18 protein-coding genes, 1 pseudogene and 1 riboswitch are annotated in these 16,624 nt (G+C 63.3%); of the genes and pseudogenes, 6 read left to right on the forward strand and 13 right to left on the reverse strand.

Annotated elements, in window-relative coordinates; genetic code table 11:
• Window positions 1–799 (forward strand): annotated as a pseudogene (locus FSO04_RS12980) (AraE protein); the annotation flags it as partial.
• Window positions 800–814: 15 nt separating this feature from the next.
• On the opposite strand, the gene FSO04_RS12985 reads toward FSO04_RS12980, so the two are convergent.
• Window positions 815–1,033: a hypothetical protein gene (locus FSO04_RS12985; RefSeq protein WP_154560069.1), complete on the reverse strand. Its 219-nt coding sequence runs from the start codon at window positions 1,031–1,033 to the stop codon at window positions 815–817.
• An 86-nt stretch (window positions 1,034–1,119) separates the two neighbouring features.
• On the reverse strand, window positions 1,120–1,602 hold the full coding sequence (locus FSO04_RS12990) for an Lrp/AsnC family transcriptional regulator (protein ID WP_054034665.1): 483 nt from the start codon (window positions 1,600–1,602) through the stop codon (window positions 1,120–1,122).
• A gap of 138 nt (window positions 1,603–1,740) precedes the next feature.
• Between FSO04_RS12990 and FSO04_RS12995 the strand changes: the two genes are divergently transcribed.
• A complete protein-coding gene (locus tag FSO04_RS12995; RefSeq protein WP_154560070.1) occupies window positions 1,741–2,385 on the forward strand; it encodes a cysteine dioxygenase family protein in 645 nt (214 codons plus the stop codon).
• An 83-nt stretch (window positions 2,386–2,468) separates the two neighbouring features.
• Here the strand turns inward: FSO04_RS12995 and FSO04_RS13000 are convergent, their stop codons facing one another.
• From FSO04_RS13000 to FSO04_RS13020, 5 genes are all read right to left on the reverse strand, one after another.
• Entirely contained in the window at window positions 2,469–5,081 is a 2,613-nt protein-coding gene (locus FSO04_RS13000; protein ID WP_154560071.1) for a mechanosensitive ion channel family protein, read from the reverse strand.
• 200 nt (window positions 5,082–5,281) lie between these two features.
• Window positions 5,282–5,929, reverse strand: a complete 648-nt coding sequence (locus FSO04_RS13005; RefSeq protein ID WP_154560072.1) for an NAD(P)-dependent oxidoreductase — start codon at window positions 5,927–5,929, stop codon at window positions 5,282–5,284.
• Window positions 5,930–6,098: 169 nt separating this feature from the next.
• Window positions 6,099–6,554, reverse strand: coding sequence for an Rrf2 family transcriptional regulator (locus tag FSO04_RS13010; RefSeq protein WP_168435666.1), 456 nt, complete (start codon window positions 6,552–6,554; stop codon window positions 6,099–6,101).
• Window positions 6,555–6,653: 99 nt separating this feature from the next.
• Window positions 6,654–7,127 (reverse strand): BCAL1086 family glycoprotein, encoded by a 474-nt coding sequence (locus FSO04_RS13015; RefSeq protein ID WP_166618177.1) that lies wholly within the window; start codon window positions 7,125–7,127, stop codon window positions 6,654–6,656.
• Between the two features lie 2 nt (window positions 7,128–7,129).
• The gene (locus FSO04_RS13020) at window positions 7,130–7,288 is read right to left on the reverse strand and encodes a hypothetical protein (protein ID WP_233464822.1); all 159 of its coding nucleotides are present in this window, start codon (window positions 7,286–7,288) and stop codon (window positions 7,130–7,132) included.
• 87 nt (window positions 7,289–7,375) lie between these two features.
• Between FSO04_RS13020 and FSO04_RS13025 the strand changes: the two genes are divergently transcribed.
• Both FSO04_RS13025 and FSO04_RS13030 read left to right on the forward strand, forming a co-directional pair.
• Window positions 7,376–7,957 carry a DJ-1/PfpI family protein gene (locus FSO04_RS13025; protein WP_154560073.1) on the forward strand — a complete coding sequence of 194 codons (582 nt, stop codon included), beginning with the start codon at window positions 7,376–7,378 and terminating at the stop codon, window positions 7,955–7,957.
• Window positions 7,958–8,085: 128 nt separating this feature from the next.
• Window positions 8,086–8,412 (forward strand): hypothetical protein, encoded by a 327-nt coding sequence (locus FSO04_RS13030; protein WP_054034668.1) that lies wholly within the window; start codon window positions 8,086–8,088, stop codon window positions 8,410–8,412.
• On the opposite strand, the gene FSO04_RS13035 is transcribed toward FSO04_RS13030, so the two are convergent.
• Both FSO04_RS13035 and FSO04_RS13040 read right to left on the reverse strand, forming a co-directional pair.
• Entirely contained in the window at window positions 8,399–10,171 is a 1,773-nt protein-coding gene (locus tag FSO04_RS13035; protein WP_154560074.1) for a sensor histidine kinase, read from the reverse strand. The genes FSO04_RS13030 and FSO04_RS13035 overlap by 14 nt on opposite strands.
• A gap of 406 nt (window positions 10,172–10,577) precedes the next feature.
• Window positions 10,578–10,925, reverse strand: coding sequence for a DUF190 domain-containing protein (locus tag FSO04_RS13040; protein WP_154560075.1), 348 nt, complete (start codon window positions 10,923–10,925; stop codon window positions 10,578–10,580).
• Between the two features lie 152 nt (window positions 10,926–11,077).
• Window positions 11,078–11,140, forward strand: a riboswitch (Fluoride riboswitch).
• A gap of 80 nt (window positions 11,141–11,220) precedes the next feature.
• On the opposite strand from FSO04_RS13040, the gene crcB reads away from it, so the two are divergent.
• Window positions 11,221–11,601, forward strand: a complete 381-nt coding sequence (gene crcB / locus FSO04_RS13045; RefSeq protein WP_154560076.1) for a fluoride efflux transporter CrcB — start codon at window positions 11,221–11,223, stop codon at window positions 11,599–11,601.
• A gap of 63 nt (window positions 11,602–11,664) precedes the next feature.
• On the opposite strand, the gene FSO04_RS13050 is transcribed toward crcB, so the two are convergent.
• Window positions 11,665–12,084, reverse strand: coding sequence for a DUF1801 domain-containing protein (locus FSO04_RS13050; protein ID WP_154560077.1), 420 nt, complete (start codon window positions 12,082–12,084; stop codon window positions 11,665–11,667).
• A 261-nt stretch (window positions 12,085–12,345) separates the two neighbouring features.
• Between FSO04_RS13050 and FSO04_RS13055 the strand changes: the two genes are divergently transcribed.
• The gene (locus tag FSO04_RS13055; protein WP_154560078.1) at window positions 12,346–13,494 is read left to right on the forward strand and encodes an acyltransferase family protein; all 1,149 of its coding nucleotides are present in this window, start codon (window positions 12,346–12,348) and stop codon (window positions 13,492–13,494) included.
• 94 nt (window positions 13,495–13,588) lie between these two features.
• Here the strand turns inward: FSO04_RS13055 and FSO04_RS13060 are convergent, their stop codons facing one another.
• From FSO04_RS13060 to FSO04_RS13070, 3 genes are all read right to left on the reverse strand, one after another.
• Window positions 13,589–14,179 (reverse strand): c-type cytochrome, encoded by a 591-nt coding sequence (locus tag FSO04_RS13060; protein ID WP_154560079.1) that lies wholly within the window; start codon window positions 14,177–14,179, stop codon window positions 13,589–13,591.
• A complete protein-coding gene (soxC, locus tag FSO04_RS13065) occupies window positions 14,172–15,440 on the reverse strand; it encodes a sulfite dehydrogenase (protein WP_154560080.1) in 1,269 nt (422 codons plus the stop codon). The genes FSO04_RS13060 and soxC overlap by 8 nt, the downstream gene beginning before the upstream one ends.
• Window positions 15,441–15,556: 116 nt before the next feature.
• On the reverse strand, window positions 15,557–16,594 hold the full coding sequence (locus FSO04_RS13070) for an ABC transporter substrate-binding protein (RefSeq protein WP_154560081.1): 1,038 nt from the start codon (window positions 16,592–16,594) through the stop codon (window positions 15,557–15,559).
• Between the last annotated feature and the right edge of the window lie 30 nt (window positions 16,595–16,624).

Consider the following 16,624-nt stretch of genomic DNA (forward strand, 5'->3'; position numbering starts at 1 on the left):
CCCGCCCCGCGCGGTCGTCCCTCCGTTGCGTGAGCCCGGCGGGTCGCCCCCCGCCGCGGCAATGGCGGATCCGGCGATCGAGCTTGGCACGCCCGCGCTTGCGATGGCAAACGCCGGAGCGAATGCGGGCGGCAACGCTGCTCCCAAAGCCGGCGCAAGTGCTGGTGCAACCACAGATGCAAGCAGCTTTGGCGCAAGCCCCGGCGCGATCACCAGTGCAACCGGCGCCGGCACCACCACGATCAGCAACCCGACCGCCAAGCCGGTCGGCGGGGCATCCCCTGCCGCCGCAGCCGCTGCAACAGCGCTCGATCGCGACTATCGCTACCGGCTCGCGCGCAAGAACGTCCACGTGGCATTCGCCAATCTGGGCCAGGCGTTCCAGCGCATGATGCTCGAACCAAAATCCGCGCAGAAGTTCGTGCCGGAATTGAACGACCTGCTGGTGCGCAGCCACGTGCTCGCCTCGCAGATCACGGTGGCGGCGCCGTTGCTGCGCACCTCCGCGCAGCGGGCCGACAACGTCTCGCTACAGCCCTTGCAACGTGCCCTGAGCGCGGTCCGCGACAATCTGACCGAAGCCGAAGCCGGCAGCGCCCCGCCCGCCGATCAGGCCGAGCAGATCAAACAATTGTCGCGTGAGCTGGATGCGATGGTGGTCGGGACGGAGAAATCGCCGGACCACTCGGCGGATGCCGTGCATGACATGAAATTGCTCGCCCATCAATGCAAGCAGATGCTGACGGCGTCGGCGCAGATTCGCAAGGATGCGAGCGTCATTCGCCTGCCGGACGAGTGAAACGCTCGGGTCGCCTTATTGCGCGGCGCCGCTTGCGGGCTTCGCTGCGGTAGCCGCAGCAGCCGCAGCCACCGCGTCCGATGAAATCGTCGGCGCCGGCGCGTTCTGGCGATCGAATTCGCGCTTTTCCGTGATGGCGTTATAGAAGAGCGTGGCGATCACCAGCAGTACCGCGACCACGATGAAAACAGCAATGCCAAAGGTCGGGTTCTTCTTGCGCGGCGGTTTGTTCATGAGGCGGGCTCGGTTCGCGAGGCAGTCGCGGATAGTGTCTGGGAAGGCGGCATTCTACGCCCACTGAGCTTGCACACGGCTTGCAGTCAGCGCCCCTCCACCACCGCCGAAGGCCGCACCGGCAGCGCCGTCGAATACTTGATCTGTTCCATCGCGAAACTCGAACTCACGTCGTACAGCGGCACCGCGGCGATCAACAGCTTGTAGACGCGATCGTAGTCGTCGATATCGGACACCACCACGCGCAGCAGGTAATCGGTTTCGCCGCTCATCCGGTACACCTCCACCACCTCCGGAATCTCCCGCACCGCGCGCGTAAAGGTCTGCGCCCAGGCCTCGGTATGCTGGTTGGTGCGCACCGCGACGAATACGGTGGTACCCACGCCTAACTTGCGCGCATCGCACAGCGCCACCTGAGCGCGAATCACACCCGTCTCTTTCAGACGCTGCAGCCGCTTCCAGCACGGCGTTTGCGACAGATTCACGCGCTGCGCCAGTTCGGCGATCGGCATGGTTGCGTCTTCCTGCAGCAGCTCAAGAAGCTTCCGATCGATGATATCCATTCCCATCTTCACACCCCCATAGGAAATTATTCTACTTTTAAGACTTCAGGGGGAATTATATGGAAACTCTTTCTCCGGGCAAACCGGTATAAATATGTCTATCCAAAAATAGCCGATAAGCAGCCATGCCGCTGCGCCGCGATCATGAGCCAAGACCTCCGTTCAACACCCGCCGCCCGTTCCTCAGCCCATGCCGCACAGTTTGCCGGAGCGAATGAAACGCCCTCGCGCGCGCACCGCACCGCGCCGCTTACGCACCTGTGCGACGCACTCGACGCCATGTTCGAAGCCTGCGTGAAATTTCCCGAACCGTCCGATTCGACCTTCTTCGCGCGCAGCATGCGCATCGCGCTGGCCGAAGCCGCGGCGAATCCCGATTTGCTCACCTCGGCGCAACGCGAAGGCTCCACTGAAAATTACCGCCGTCATCTGCTGGCCGCCGATCCGCACGGCCGCTATGCGATCGCCGCGCTGGTGTGGCTGCCGCACCAGGCAAGCCCGGTGCATGCGCACCACACGTGGTGCGGCTACGCGGTGCTCGACGGCACGCTGAGCGAAACGGTCTTCGAATGGAATGGCGCGCAGCACTGCGCAAGCGCCACGCGTACCCAGGCGCGCAATGCCGGAGCTGTGTCGTTTGTACGCGGCGGCAAGGGCGGCATTCACCGGCTGGGTAATTGCAGCGACGCGCCTGCCGTCTCGCTGCATATCTACGGTGTCGCAGGCGCGCAGATCGCCACGCACGTCAACGACATCGTGCGCGCAGCCGACGCGCCGGCGCTCGTCTGAAACCAGTAGGCTCTGCCTAAAGACGCGAACGGCGGACGCGGACCGTGCCAAGGTCCGCTAGCCTCGCCTCGCATCCAGCCCAATCAGTTTTTACCACCCGCTTCTCCGGCCGTCGGAATCTGCGGCGGAATCGGCGCGGTCTGCCCGGTCGGCGGCGGTGCCGGACGCGGTTCGTGCGACACATCGCGCGCCACCGCCATCGCAGCGTGCGCGGTCCGCGTGGCAGCCGCCGCCTCAGCATGCGCGTGCCCATGCCCATGCGGGCCGACCTCGGGCAGTTCATCGTCCGGCAAAGGCTGTCCCTCGCTATCCTTCGACGACGTGTACACCCGCATCTGCGGCACCGGAATCTCGATGCCGGCTTCGTCCATCTTGCGTTTGAGCCTCAGATTGAAGGCGCGCGCCACGCTCCATTGCTGCAACGGCCGCGTCTTGATCTGCCCTTTCACGACCATCCAGTTCGGATCGAAGCGGTCGAGCCCCCACACCTCGATCGGTCCGAGCATTTCGCGCCGGTAGCGGAAGTCGGCCATCAGATCGGCGCCGACTTCGCGAATCAGTTGCGTGATCTGATCTACATCAGTCGAGAACGACATGCGCACTTCGAACACCGCATAGGCGAAGTCGCGCGACAGGTTCTTGACGATCTTGATCTGCGAGAACGGAATCGCGTGGATCGCGCCTTGCCCGTCGCGCAGGCGGACGGTGCGGATCGACAGATGCTCGACGGTGCCCGCGTGGCCGCCGTCCACGTCGATCCAGTCGCCGACCGAGATCGTATCTTCGATGATGATGAACAGCCCCGTGATCAGGTCGGTCACGAGCGACTGCGCGCCGAAACCGATCGCGAGGCCGATCACACCGGCGCCGGCCAGGAGCGGCGTCACATTGATGCCCAGGTTCGCCGCGGTGACGATGCCGGCAATCGTCATGATCGTCACCAGCAGCACGTTGCGCAGCAGCGGCAGCATCGTGCGCGCCCGCATGCTCGGATTGCGCGACTTGTTGCGCGGACCACCCGGATTGAGGGCCTCGGTTATTGCCGTGTCGACCAGAATCCACAGCAGCCATGAAATGAACACTGTCGCAATGATCGCGGTCACCGCGTGCGCAATCCCGCGCGCTGCAACGTTTTTCTCCACGACTTCCGCGAGCGACACGCCCCATAAACGTGCCGCCAGCTCAAAGAAGAACAGCCAGATGAACAGCGTCAGCAGCGTGCCGCAAAAGCGCAGCAGGCGCGACAGATAAGGCGAGCGGCGCCGCGCGCGGTGGCTGCGCGGGCGCGTCACACGAAGCACGATGGCCGAAAGGAAAAATGCGAACACCAGCAACAGTGCGGTGACCACCGAAATCTGCAGTACGTTTTCGCTGGAGCCCGAGCCGCCGAGCGTGGCGACCACCGACGCGCCGGCGAGCACCAGCACCGGCAAGTGCCAGAGCGAGGCGAGCACGTCGAACGCGTCGGTCGCGGCCCTGTGATCGTGGCGCTGCTCGTAAGGCCGGTTGCGAATCAGATGCGCGATCGGCCGGCGGAATGCCAGCGCGAAATAGCCGGTGAGCACGGCGGCCGTCATGTTGGCGGCCGTCGAAATCAGCGCGGCGAGATTTGATCCGAGCTGATGCTCGACGTCGTAATTGACCGCCGCATCGCCGAGGGCAGCGCATATGCCCACCACGAACAGCACGCGCCGCGCGTGTTCGATCAGCAGGTGCACCGCAACCCGCCGATGTCCTGAGCCGAACAGCGAAAACATGATCAGACAGATCGCCGAGAACACCGCACCCGCGACGATCGCATAGGCGACCACCAGGCCGAGGGTGCGGCCGAGCGCATCGGGCATCGCGCGCACGAACAGCAACGCGGCGAGAAAGGCGATGATCCACGGGCCGACGCGGCGCAGCGCGAAAATCAGCAGCTCGCGCGTGGTGGGATTCGGTTTGAGCCCCATGAGGATACCGAAGCGCCGGTATAGCCGGTGCTGCACGTAGATCAGCGCGCCGGCGCACGCGCCCCAGCCGGCCAGCATGGCAATCATCGCAAAGACGATGCGCCCGAAGCCTTCTTGCCCCTGGCCCGAAATGATCGTGTAGAGCTCGTTGCCGGCCGCGTTGAATCTCCCGCCCCAATAGCGCACCGGCGTGCGGCCCTGATGCACATTGGATTCGAATGACGCGATGCCCGACGCGATCGCTCCGAGCAAGCCAGCACTCGTTTGGGCGGTCGCGGACGCGGGCGCGGCTGGCGCAGCGTTTTGCGACACGTCACGCAGCTTTTTGAGCTGAGCGACGAGCGCGGTGCGCTGCTTGTCGTTGTCGAGCGTGGTGATCACGCTGTCGAGCGAGCGCGTCAGTTCCGCCTGGCTCGCGGGCGACGGCGCGGAGGCCGCTTCCGCGGCCGAGGCACCCGAGGCCGCAGACGCCGGCGTTGCCGTCGCGCTATTGATCAGGCTCTGCAAGGCCGGAATGACCGGCGTGCCGGCACCGGCGGCCTGGGCGGTCGCAGGCATCCATCCGATGCCGAGGGTCAGTACGAGGCAGACCGTGGCCGCCCACGCGCCGAACCACGCCGCGACATGAGCGCGAATGCCGCGCCCGATACGACTGGAAGGAAAATGAAAGACGGCGCGAGTCGCCAGTTGCCCGCCGTTAGACGGCGCGGCCCCGGACTCACGCCGCAATGGGCATGACTGCATGGCGATCCGTAAGAAAACGGGAGACGCCAGTGTAGCCGCAGTTTCACCACCAGCGCCCGAACATGCGTAACCGAATGTTAGGACGCTTGCGCAAGTTCGAGGAACGGCGGGCTGCCTTCACCCCCTCGAACTGCCGCCAGGGCGCGCGCAACGGACCAGGCACGACAGGAGCCGCGCGCGGTCCGGCACTCCGTCAAGACTCAATAAGCGACCGTCGCGATCTGACGGACGAAACGGCCCTGCTCCAATTCGTCGACGAAGGCGATCGCATAGTCTTCCGCGGAAATGCGGCTATTGCGCTCGGCGTCGGCCAGAAGCGTGTTCGCGCCCGTGCGGAACGTACCGGTGCGCTCGCCCGGCGCAATCAGCGCGGCCGGCGCGAAGAACGTCCAGTCGAGGTCGGTAACGCCGCGGTAGTAATTGAGTGCATCGCGATGGGCCAGTGCGACCGCTTTATAGGCGTCCGGGAAACCGTCCGTGTCGACCAACTGCTTACCCGGCGCCACTTCGAGCGAGCCCGCGCCACCCACCACCACGAGACGCTTCAAGCCCGCTGCGCGCACGCCGTCGACGAGCGCATGGGTCGCCTTGGACACCGCCGCGGGATCGTCGTGCGGCGGCGCATATGCGCTTGCCACCACGTCGTGGCCACGCACCGCGGCGCCGACGCTCGCGGCGTCGAGCAGATCGGCCTGCGCGGCTTTGAAATTCGCCACGTCGGCCGGCACGCGCGCCGGATTGCGCGCCAGCGCCGTCACCTGATGCCCGCGGCGGACAGCTTCCGCGGCGATCCGCGAACCAATCGTCCCGGTGGCGCCGAACAACGCGATCTTCAACTGTTTGCTCATTTCAATGCTCCTGTCATTAGCTTATGTGTAACTACGTTGATTACATATAACGTGGAAAAAAGAGGGGCGTAAGCCCCCGTCCGTTCTCAGGTGCGCAGGTTCCGTCTACATCGGGCGCGCCCTTCGATACCGCCTCATTGCTACTTTCTTTGCCACACTCGTCGCCGCATCAGCCATGCGAACGCCGCTTGCGTTCCAGCGCCCGTTCAGCGCGCATCAGGTCGGCAGTGGCATCAGCCAGCGTGCGTGCACCGAGCGACGCTTCCATGGCCTGCTGCGCTTCGTCGATAATGCCGCGCAGCACGACCTGGATATGCCGCCCCACCATGCACGCCGGGTTCGGCTCCTCGCGATGCATGGCGAACAATTGCGCGTCGTCTACCGCGCGATACACCTGAAGCAGGGTGATCTCGTCAGGCGCCTTGGCGAGCAACGCGCCGCCGCCAGCACCGAGTTGCGAGGTCGTGAGGCCCGCATCGGCCAGCATGCTCAGCAAACGCCGGATCAACGCAGGATTCGTATTCACGCTGCCCGCGATCATCTCCGACGAGAGCGGCACGCCCTCCTGCAACGACAGCAGCGCGAGCACATGCACTGCAAATGCAAACCGGCTACTCGTATTCACAGCAAACCTGCCCGGCGACGACTATGTGTAACCATAGTAATTACATTTAATCCGACTGTCAAACGGACAAACGAACGGCCGGACGCACCGGCCGCCATCTCACTTGTCCATCTGCTTTTGCGCATCGCTGGAATCGCTCGATGCCGACGCCGAAGCAGAAACGCCCGCCGCCGACGCCGAACTTTGCGCCGACCATTCCTGCAGCTTGCGCCCCGCCGTCTCGAGACCCTGGCCGGTCAGCGCCGCCGCCTTGCCGAGTTGCGCATTGGTCGCGCTCGCCGCGCCTTGCAGGTTGGCTTGCGCGCTCGACGCCAGCGAGGCCGGATCGATCGTGATCGACGGCGCGGACGCCGATGAGAGGTTCTGCTGCGCGGCGGCCTTGGTCGCATCGACCTGCTGGCCGACGTAGCTGGCCGCCTGATCGAGCTTCTGACCGGCGGCTTGCGCCGCATCGTTGAGCTTGCCGGCGACCTGCGCCGACGCATCGTTCTTCTGACAAGCCGTGAGGCCGCCGAACACGAGGGCAACAACCGCGACGCGGCGCAACAACGGCGAACGAATGGATAAAGTCATATTTAAGTGTGAGCCGCATCGAGCGGCTTCCGCATGCGAAAACGGGCCCATGATACGCCGTTGCGCGGCACGCTCTCCTCGACGAGCACCCGGAAGCCCGCGGACTCGAAGCTGCCTGGCTGCGGGTCAGCGTGCAGTACGCGCCATTCGAAATACTTCATTGCGTACTCCGTCGCGGTTCTGTCAAACGTGTTGGAGTAGACTGCCTGAGCGTTCGATGTGTTCCGTTGATCAATAGGAGGCATGCGATGGCAGCAAAGAAGATTCTGTTCCTGACCGGCGACTTCGCCGAGGATTACGAAACGATGGTGCCGTTTCAGGCACTGCAGGCAGTCGGCCACGTAGTCGACGCCGTCTGCCCGAACAAGAAAGCGGGCGACAAGATCAAGACCGCGATTCATGATTTCGAAGGCGACCAGACCTACACCGAAAAACCCGGCCATCAATTCACGCTCAATGCAACGTTCGAGGACGCCGATCCGCGTCAATACGACGCGCTGGCAATCGCAGGCGGCCGCGCGCCGGAATACCTTCGACTCAACCACAAGGTGATCGAGCTCGTGCGGCAGTTCGCCGAAGCAGGCAAGCCGATCGCCGCGATCTGCCACGCCGCGCAACTGCTGGCTGCCGCCGACGTGATTCGCGGCAAGCGCATTTCCGCCTACCCGGCCTGCGCACCCGAAGTGAAGCTGGCCGGCGGCGAGTACGTCGACATTCCGGTCGATGCGGCGATCACCGACGCCAATTTCGTCACTGCCCCCGCATGGCCCGCTCACCCTGAGTGGCTGCGTCAGTTCCTCGTGCTGCTCGGCACCCGGATCGAACTCTGATCCTCAAGCGAGCGCCTTGCCCTCGCGGCACTGCGCGCTCGCAAAACACACCCATATTTGAGACTCGTCCGATAGTTCGCAACGCAAGGTTTTCCTATAGTCGCCGGTTGACTTGGGAGCCCCTTTCGATGGAACTGACTGACTGGATCGTCATGCTCGCCGTCACGTTGATGGCGATTGCTTTTTTCTGCGCGCGTACGCCGGCCAACTGGTCGCGAGAAAACCGCGCGCGGCGTCTGACTGGCACACGCATGCTGGTGCAAGCGGCGTGTTCGCTGTGGGCGGCGCTGTTGATCGTCGCGCACGGCCTGTTCGCCCTGGACGGCCTGCCCGGCCTGCACCCGGCGCCGCGCGAGGCGCTGACCGGCGTGGCGATCCTGCTCGTCTGCGGCTGCTACTGGTCGATACGCGGCAGCAAACTCCTCAAGCCGCGCCGGCTCTTTACCGCGTACTGATACCGGGCGCGGCATTGGCGGCATTGGCGGCATTGGCGGCATTGGCGGCATGCGCCGGCGCGCCGCCGCGCGGGGCGAGGCCATCACGATCGCCGAGGCCCTCGCGCACAGCACGAACCGCGTGAACCCCGTCCGCCAGCGCCGCATGCGTTTCAACCGCCAGTTGCGCCGTCCGCACGTCGGCTTCAGGCAGCGACAGGTAAAACGTCGTGCCAATGCCCTCTTTCGACTCCGCCCACACGCGTCCGCCGTGCCGTTCCACCACGCGCCGCACGAGCGCGAGGCCGATGCCCTCACCCGCCGCCACATTGCCGTGCAGCCGCTGAAAGGCATTGAAAAGCCGCGGCAACGCGACCGCCGGAATGCCCAGGCCATTGTCCCGCACGTAGAAAATCCGTAGCGAATGCACACCGGGCGGTGCCGGCGTCGTACCAATTTCGATCCGGCCTTCGCGCGCGGGATCCAGATAATTGACCGCATTGCCGATCAGATTCGCGAACACCTGTTCGAGCGCGGTCGGGTCGCCCCACACCGCCGGCAAATCCTCGACGATGACATGCGCCCGGCGCGCCCGGATCGACCCTTGCATGGCATCGACCACGCGCGGCACGATATCGCGCACTTCGACCTTTTGCCGCCGGTACTCCACACGGCCGACACGCGACAGCCGCAATAGCGCGTCGATGATATGAGATGCCCGCAGCACGGCGGTCTGCAGGAAATGCAGCGCCTCGCCGATATCCTCGCCGACCACCCTTTCGATGCGCTGCCGCGGTTCTGCCGCGAGCGACGACTGGCGCAAGGCCACGCGCAGCTCATCACACGCGCGAATCAGTTCTTTCGAGAAGCCTTGCAGATTCACCAGCGGCGCACGCAGGTCGTGCGACACGCTATAGATGAACATTTCGTTTTCCTGAGTCTGTTGCCGCAAGGTCTCGTTGATGCGCGCCAGTTCGCTGGTGCGCCGCGCCAGATCGGACTGGAAACGCGCCTGGATGCGCTCGGCTTCGAGCAGGCGCCGGCTGGTTTCATGCAAGGTCAGATCGAGCCGGGCGATTTCATCGCGCCCCGGGCTGATCGGCGCCAGCGGCTCGTTGCCCGCGAGGCGCCCGGCGTTATCGGACAGCACCGCAAGCCGGCCGCGCACGCCGCGCGTGAACAGCCACACGGCCAGCGCGACGAATAGCAAGGAGCCGAACACGGCCGCGACGATCAGCGTCTGTTGCCGTTCACGCGCGGCGTCGGCGGCATTCGAGCGCAATGTGTCGAGGCGCCGCTCTTCAGCCTGGAAAGCCACCACCTGCTGACGGAAGCGATCGAGCACGTCGGCCGAGGCCAGCTCGCGGAAGCGATCGAGCAGATCACGCCGCCGCCCCGAATGCAGCATGTCCTGAACGCGGTCCGACCATTGCCGATACCCCTGCACGGCCTGGCGCACCTGCACCACGCGCTCGACTTGCGCCGGGTTGTCGGCAACCAGCTCGGCCAGTTGATCGATGCGACGGTCGACGTCGACCCACAAGGTGACCGGCGTCGTAAAGCGGGTATCGTTGGCGAGCACCGCGCCGCGCAGCGCCACGGACTCACTCAGCACCGGATCGAGAATCGCGATGGTCTGGCGCAGCACGTCTTCGCTATGGATGGCCCACCGTTCGGCTTGCGTCGCGTCGGCCTGCGCCATGACGAGTCCAGACAGCAACGCCAGTTCGAAGACGGCCGGAATTGCGATCAGCAACAGGCCTTTAGTGGTCAGTCTCATGCGTGCGCATTGGAAGTCGATGGCCGGCAGATCGTGCGCGGGACGGCACATTATGTCGGCGTTTGCGCAGGAAGACAAAGACGGCGCGCCACCGACCAGGCTTGTGCCGCCAAATACGAACCCGGGCACAACGAATCCGCATAAAACGTCAGGCTTTTGAATTAAACGTAAATCAAATCGAATGCTGTGCCCCGATTTGGAACGTTAGGACCAGTATGAAACCGTTGCGCACTTACATTTTGCTTTCATCGTTGTCCGAGGTGCAAAGGATGGTGCACTACCGGATCGGGAGCGATCGGTGCGAATCCCATCCCGGTGCGGATTTGCATTTCGGCGACGCCGGAGCATGCAAGCGTCGGCTGATGGCTTAACCGCTAATTGACCGCAAATTAACTGCAAACCAGGGTCAGCGGCGTGCCGGATGTTTCACGTCCCCATGCTCGCCGATCAGGCCGAATTCGATCGGGCAACGCGTGTAGAACACCGGGACGCTGCCCGCTCGCACCGCCTCGAGCAAGGCTTCCGCCTCCCCTTCGGTGACCGCGAAGATCACCATCTGCGGTTGATCCGCCAGTTCGAAGAAGCGCGCTGCGTGCCGTGCGCCTGCGTGGCCGACCCCTTCGGACGCCGCTACGACGGTCGCGCCATGAATGCCGACGAGCTTCGCGATCGACAGCAGACATTCCACGACCGATTGATGGCCGTGGCGCCGGTTCTTCTCCGTATAGAACGTGAGCTGGTAGCCCTTCGTCATGTCGGCCTCCCGCGCAGTTGCGGCGTTGCAGTGGCCCACGGCAGATGCTCGCAGGCTCTCGATTCATTCTAGATCACGCCCCAAACCACGCAGAGTGCACATGCGCGCCGCGATGGCTCTCACCTGTCCCCAATGCCCTGCCAATGCTAGACTGGCGCGCTGGAGATGGCATTCTCCATTAACCGCCCTCAATGGCTGATGATGCCTGCTTCGCCCGGACGATTGCGGACGCGGCATCACGCCACCCGCTCGAGCCCGGTTTGTCGACCTTTTGACTACGTCAGAGTACTTTTGCATGTATTTGTCCATTCTCGCGGTCGGCATTGGCGGCGCGCTCGGCTCACTGTTCCGCTGGTTTCTCGGTATCCGTTTGAACGGCCTGTTCACGGGTATGCCGCTCGGCACCTTCGCCGCTAACGTGATCGCCGGCTATGTCATCGGCGTCGCGGTCGCGGGGTTCGCACGGGCGCCGCAGATCGCGCCCGAATGGCGGCTCTTCATCATCACGGGCTTGATGGGCGGCCTGTCGACCTTCTCGACGTTCTCAGCGGAAGTCGTGCAGCGCTTGCAGGACGGCCGGCTCGGCTGGGCGGCAGGCGAGATCGTCATTCACGTGGCGGCTTCGCTCGTCATGACGATCCTGGGCATCGCAACCGTTTCGTTGCTGTCGCGCTGAACGCTACACATATTCCAATCAGATTAATCGGCCTAAGCGCTTCCCCCAGATAGCGCTATTGCATCACGCCTCATTAGCTTTATGTGCTTTAGCTCGAGTACTCGCAGGCGCATTTTTCTTCAATTTGGTCTGGTTGTACTCGATAGCGGCACGCACGAGTTTCTTTAAAGCGGGTCCATTGACCTTATCGCCCTCGAAAAAATCGATCGCCCGTCTCGCGTTGCCGTCGAGGCCCGCGTTGAAAAGCTTGTCGGGATCCGGGAGATTCGCCCCGTGGGCAAAGGTCAGCTTCACCTTCCCTTTGTGGGCGTTGGCGACCGCGATCATTCCGTCGCGGGACCACACCGGGCTTCCCATCCACTTCCATTCCTCGATGATCTCCGGGTCGGCTTCGAGGATGGTCTTGCGGATGCTGGCGAACGTTTTGCCACGCCAGTCCGTGATGCCTGCGATCAATTGGTCAATGCTTTCCGATGGAGTCATTGGATCCTTATGCCTCGAATTATTGTTCGGTTTCGAAAGAGCCTAGCTTTGAATTGTGCCCGCATCAATCTATTCGAGCTAGAACCTGTGTCAGTGCCGCAAACTATTGCTGTAAACCCGCCCCTGACGCTGACAAAAACAATCGTCCGGCATTGCATTTTACTGAGGCCTGGTGGGACATTTATTTCCCCATTTTTTTCGATTTTTGTTGTTGATGACAGACGTAAGATCGCCGCAGCCTGAATAGAAGAAGGGGCAAAAATGGCGATCACCTTGAATTTGTCAGCGTCCGCGAATCTGAATAAGTCGCTAAAGATCGACGCGATTCGATTCCTCGCGGCTTTCTGGGTCCTGATGTATCACTTCAAGCCCCCCGCGTTTAAAGAACTTCTGTCTCATCAACTCGCCATCCTCGGCGGCGCATTGTGGTCCGGCTCGACAGCGCTGTTCGCGGGCCCTGCCGCCGTCATCGTCTTCTTTGTCATTTCCGGCTATTGCATCCACAACGCATATCAAAAGGATGTGACGCTAAAGCCGATCAACTATTACGCATCCAGATTCATCCGCATTGGATTACCGCTGGTCATCCTGCTGTGCCTCGTTCAACCTTTGCCGACCGGACAGGACTATCTGGAATCCGTACTGTGGTCGCTCTACTGCGAGATGGTGTATTACGCCGCTTATCCGCTCCTGCGCGCCCGCTTTCGCTACATCGGCGAAATGATCGTTGGCTGCGCGGTTGCGGCAGGCGTGATGGTGGCCGTGGTTCGTCTGATCGGGCACCCGGTTTGCCACGGCTGCGTCATTGAGACGTATGGCGTTCCGGGTACGGCTTTACTGTATGCGGCTGGATGGATCTTCGGCTGCCTGATCGCGGAGACTCAGCGCAACGCGGAGCAGTTCCACATCCGTGGCGCATATTCGCCGCTTACCCTGATGATCAAGCGCGGCCTTGATCGAAGCACCCGTTTTCTCGCGAATCACCTGGTTGCGCTGAGAGTGGTAATTGTCGCGGCCGGGGCGGCCATTATGATTTTGCTGTCCGAATCGAATCTCAAACCGGCCGTTGTGCCGTTGATTACGCCCGATATCACGCTTCCGCTATTTCAGTTCCTGGCGGCAGTCTGGATCGCGGCGGAGACTGCCACGCCGTCCAGAAGCGGCGTCTGGTCCAGACTGGCTACTTTTGGCGCGTGGTCCTATAGCCTCTATCTTTGCCACAAGATGGCGCTCGCCCTGCTGGAAATGACCCGATTCGACGAGACGTCCCGATTCGCATGGTTCGTACAGGTGGCGTTGGCATTCGCCATCAGTTATGCGTTTTACCGGATGATCGAAAAGCCTTCGCATCTGATTTCCCAGCGGCTGCGGAAATACACGCCGAATGCGCCTGCTGCACCAGCCGCTTGACGCCACTGCATAAAACGACTGCATGAGCGAGCCGGCAATATCAGTTAGCGTCGCTTCGGGCCCGCTCCCGGACCATCCGATCAGCGCGAGCGCCTCATAGCTGCCCCGGACGCGGATCAGCCACGAAACCGCCACGATTGGGCATCGCCACACGCGGCAACGAGGCTGCGTCGAGCCGCGTATTCGCCGGCACGATGCCGTTCTGGTTGAGCAGAAATGCGCTGAGCGCGTACACCTCGTCGGCGGAAAGCGATTCGGGCGCGTTGTAAGGCATCGCGCGGCGGATATAGTCGAACAGCGTCGTCGCATAGGGCCAGTAGCTGCCCACGGTGCGCTTCGGCTTCGCGCTGGTCAGTGTGCCCTGCCCGCCGACCAGTTGATCGCCGAGACCGCCCTCGCCATGCGCGCCGTGGCACGCCGCGCATTTCGCGGCGAATATGTGCGCGCCAGTGGCGACGTCGCCGCTGCCCGCAGGCAGGCCGCGGCCATCCGGCGCGATGTCGATGTTCCAGGCGGCGAGGTCCTGATCCGTGAGCGGCGTGCCGATCTCGTGGATCGACCTGGCGCTCTGGTCACCCGGCGCGATCGATGAGCACGATGCCAGCGCCGAGAGCGACACCAGCACAGCCAGCGCGGTCCGTGCCGTTCGCGCCGGCATACCTCTCAAACGGCGGCCATCACGCATTACGCACCTCGCCGCTTGCATCCACTCGCCATTGCTGGATCGCGTTGTAGTGATACTGCGAATTCAGGCCGCGCGCGGCGACGAGTTCGGCACGGGTCGGTTGCACATAGCCGGTCGAATCGGTGGCGCGCGAAAGAATCACGGCAGCGCCGCCATCCCAACGCCAGTCCGCCTGAAAGCGCGTCAGCGCACGATCCAGGATCGCACCGTCCAGACGCGCGGGACGCCACGTCGCGCCGCCGTCGGTCGACACATCCACCTTGCGGATCGTCCCGCGTCCGGACCAGGCCAGACCGGTGATCGGGTAATAGCCGTGCGTGGTGAGACGATGTCCCGGCGACGGCCGCGTGATCACCGACTTCGCGTCCATCTCGAACGCAAACTGACGCGCGGTGCCGTTCGCGAGCAGGCTGGTGTACTTCGACGTTTCCTCGCGCGTTTGCAACGGCGCATTGACCACCTTCAGCCGGCGCAGCCACTTGACGTTCGTATTGCCCTCGAAGCCGGGAACGATCAGACGCAACGGATAACCGTTCTCGGGGCGCAAGCGTTCGCCGTTTTGCGCGTAGACCACCAGCGCGCGATCGAGTATCCGTTCGAGCGGCAAGCTGCGCGTCATCGCAGCGGCGTCCGCGCCTTCGGCCAGCAACCAGCCGCCGCCGCTTGTGTTGCCGGACGCCGTCACACCGCCCACCTCTTCGAGCAAAGTCGACAAACGCACCCCGGTCCATTCGCAGCACGACAACAAACCATGCGTGAGTTGCACCGGCATGCCGCTCGGGCCATTCCATTCATTGCCGGTATTACCGGAGCATTCGAGAAAATGAATCCGCGATTCGGACGGCAGGCGCAGCAGATCGTCCATCGTGAACAGTTTCGGCGTGCGTACAAGGCCGTGAATGGCCAGCCGATGCTGATCGGGGTCGATGTCGGGCACGCCGCCGTGATGACGTTCGTAGACCAGGCCGTTGGGTGTGAGCGTGCCGTGCAGATCGGCGAGCGGCGTCATCGACGAAGCCGCGCCGGGCAGTGGCCACGCGCGCGCACTCCGCCGCACGACATTCGCCTCATACGGTGACGGCACACCGTATGGATGTTCGAGAACGGGCGCACCGGGCACGCGGCTCGATTGCGCGACCGCGAGCGGCTTGAGCAATTCACTTGCGGTAGCAGCTTGAGAAGCGACCAGGCCGCCGGCCGCCAGGCGACCCAGCAGTCGACGGCGGCCGCGCGACGGCGGGGAGTTGTGCGGATTCATCATGGCGTCGGCGCATCATAGGCAAGCCGATTAGCGTAACGATGCCTTCCGCCATGGCCAAACGATAAATTCGACTATCGATCGACGCAGACGGCATATCAGACGGATACGGGGCGCCGTTAAGCCAGCACGTTCGAGAACACCCGATCCGCGAGACGGTTGGAATCAGTCCCGCTGTTAAGCACGCCGACCGCCTTCAGATCGTCGGCATAAAGCGAGATCTCCTTCTTGAACGCATCCCCAACCGGATGGTGGCGATCGGTATGGCTCTTGAGCATCGCCGCCAACTGGCTCACATCGGCGGACGGCGTATAGACCGAGAAAATCGCGGCGGCATCCGCAGGATGATTCGCAGTCCACTCCGTCGCTTCGAGCAGCGCCTGCGTCAACGCCTGCGCGGTGGCGCGATCCTTTCGCACCAGCGTACCGCGCACGCCGAGCACGCAGCACGAACGCGTCTGATATTCACCGCACAGATTGTTCGACACCTCATACAGGTGGTCGGATTCGCGGATCGACCAGATCGTCGGGTCGCCATCCGCGATCGCCTGCACTTCGCCCTTCTTCAGCGCTTCGCCGAGCAGGTTCGCCGGATACTGGCGCCAGTTCACATCGCGCTCCGGATCGACGCCGATCTTCTTCAACACGATGGCGAAGAAATTCTTGGTCGGACTCGCCATATCGCTCACGCCGATCGTACGCCCCTTCAGTCCCGCCACATCGACGATGCCCGACGCGCGCGTGGCCAGCAAACGCATGCACCCGCCGTGAATCCCGGCCGTCAGTTTCACATCGAAGCCCTGCTCCAGCGGCTTGATCCAACGCAGCGCCATGCCGACACCCGCATCGGACTTGCCCGTCGCGATTGCTTCGAGCAACTGATCGGTCGACCCTGAAAAATTCACGAGTTCCACCTGTAAACCGTGTCGCTCGAAAAAGCCCTGCTTCACAGCAACGGCAACAGGCGCGGTACAGATCGCGCCCGCGTTCCAGGAAAGCTTGAGGGGCTTAAGCGGAGCCTGCGGCGTTTGAGCAAACGCGAGCGTTCCCGGTATCAGCGACGCACCACCGAGCGCCGCCGCGCCCGCGGTCCAGGCCGTCTTGCGCAACCACGCGCGGCGGGCCGGACTCAGCGGAGATTCATCGTAGGGATTCATGGTTGACTGTTCCTCTGGTCGTTATCGATT

This window comes from Paraburkholderia madseniana (genome assembly GCF_009690905.1).
In the GTDB taxonomy this organism is placed as follows: Bacteria; Pseudomonadota; Gammaproteobacteria; order Burkholderiales; family Burkholderiaceae; genus Paraburkholderia; species Paraburkholderia madseniana.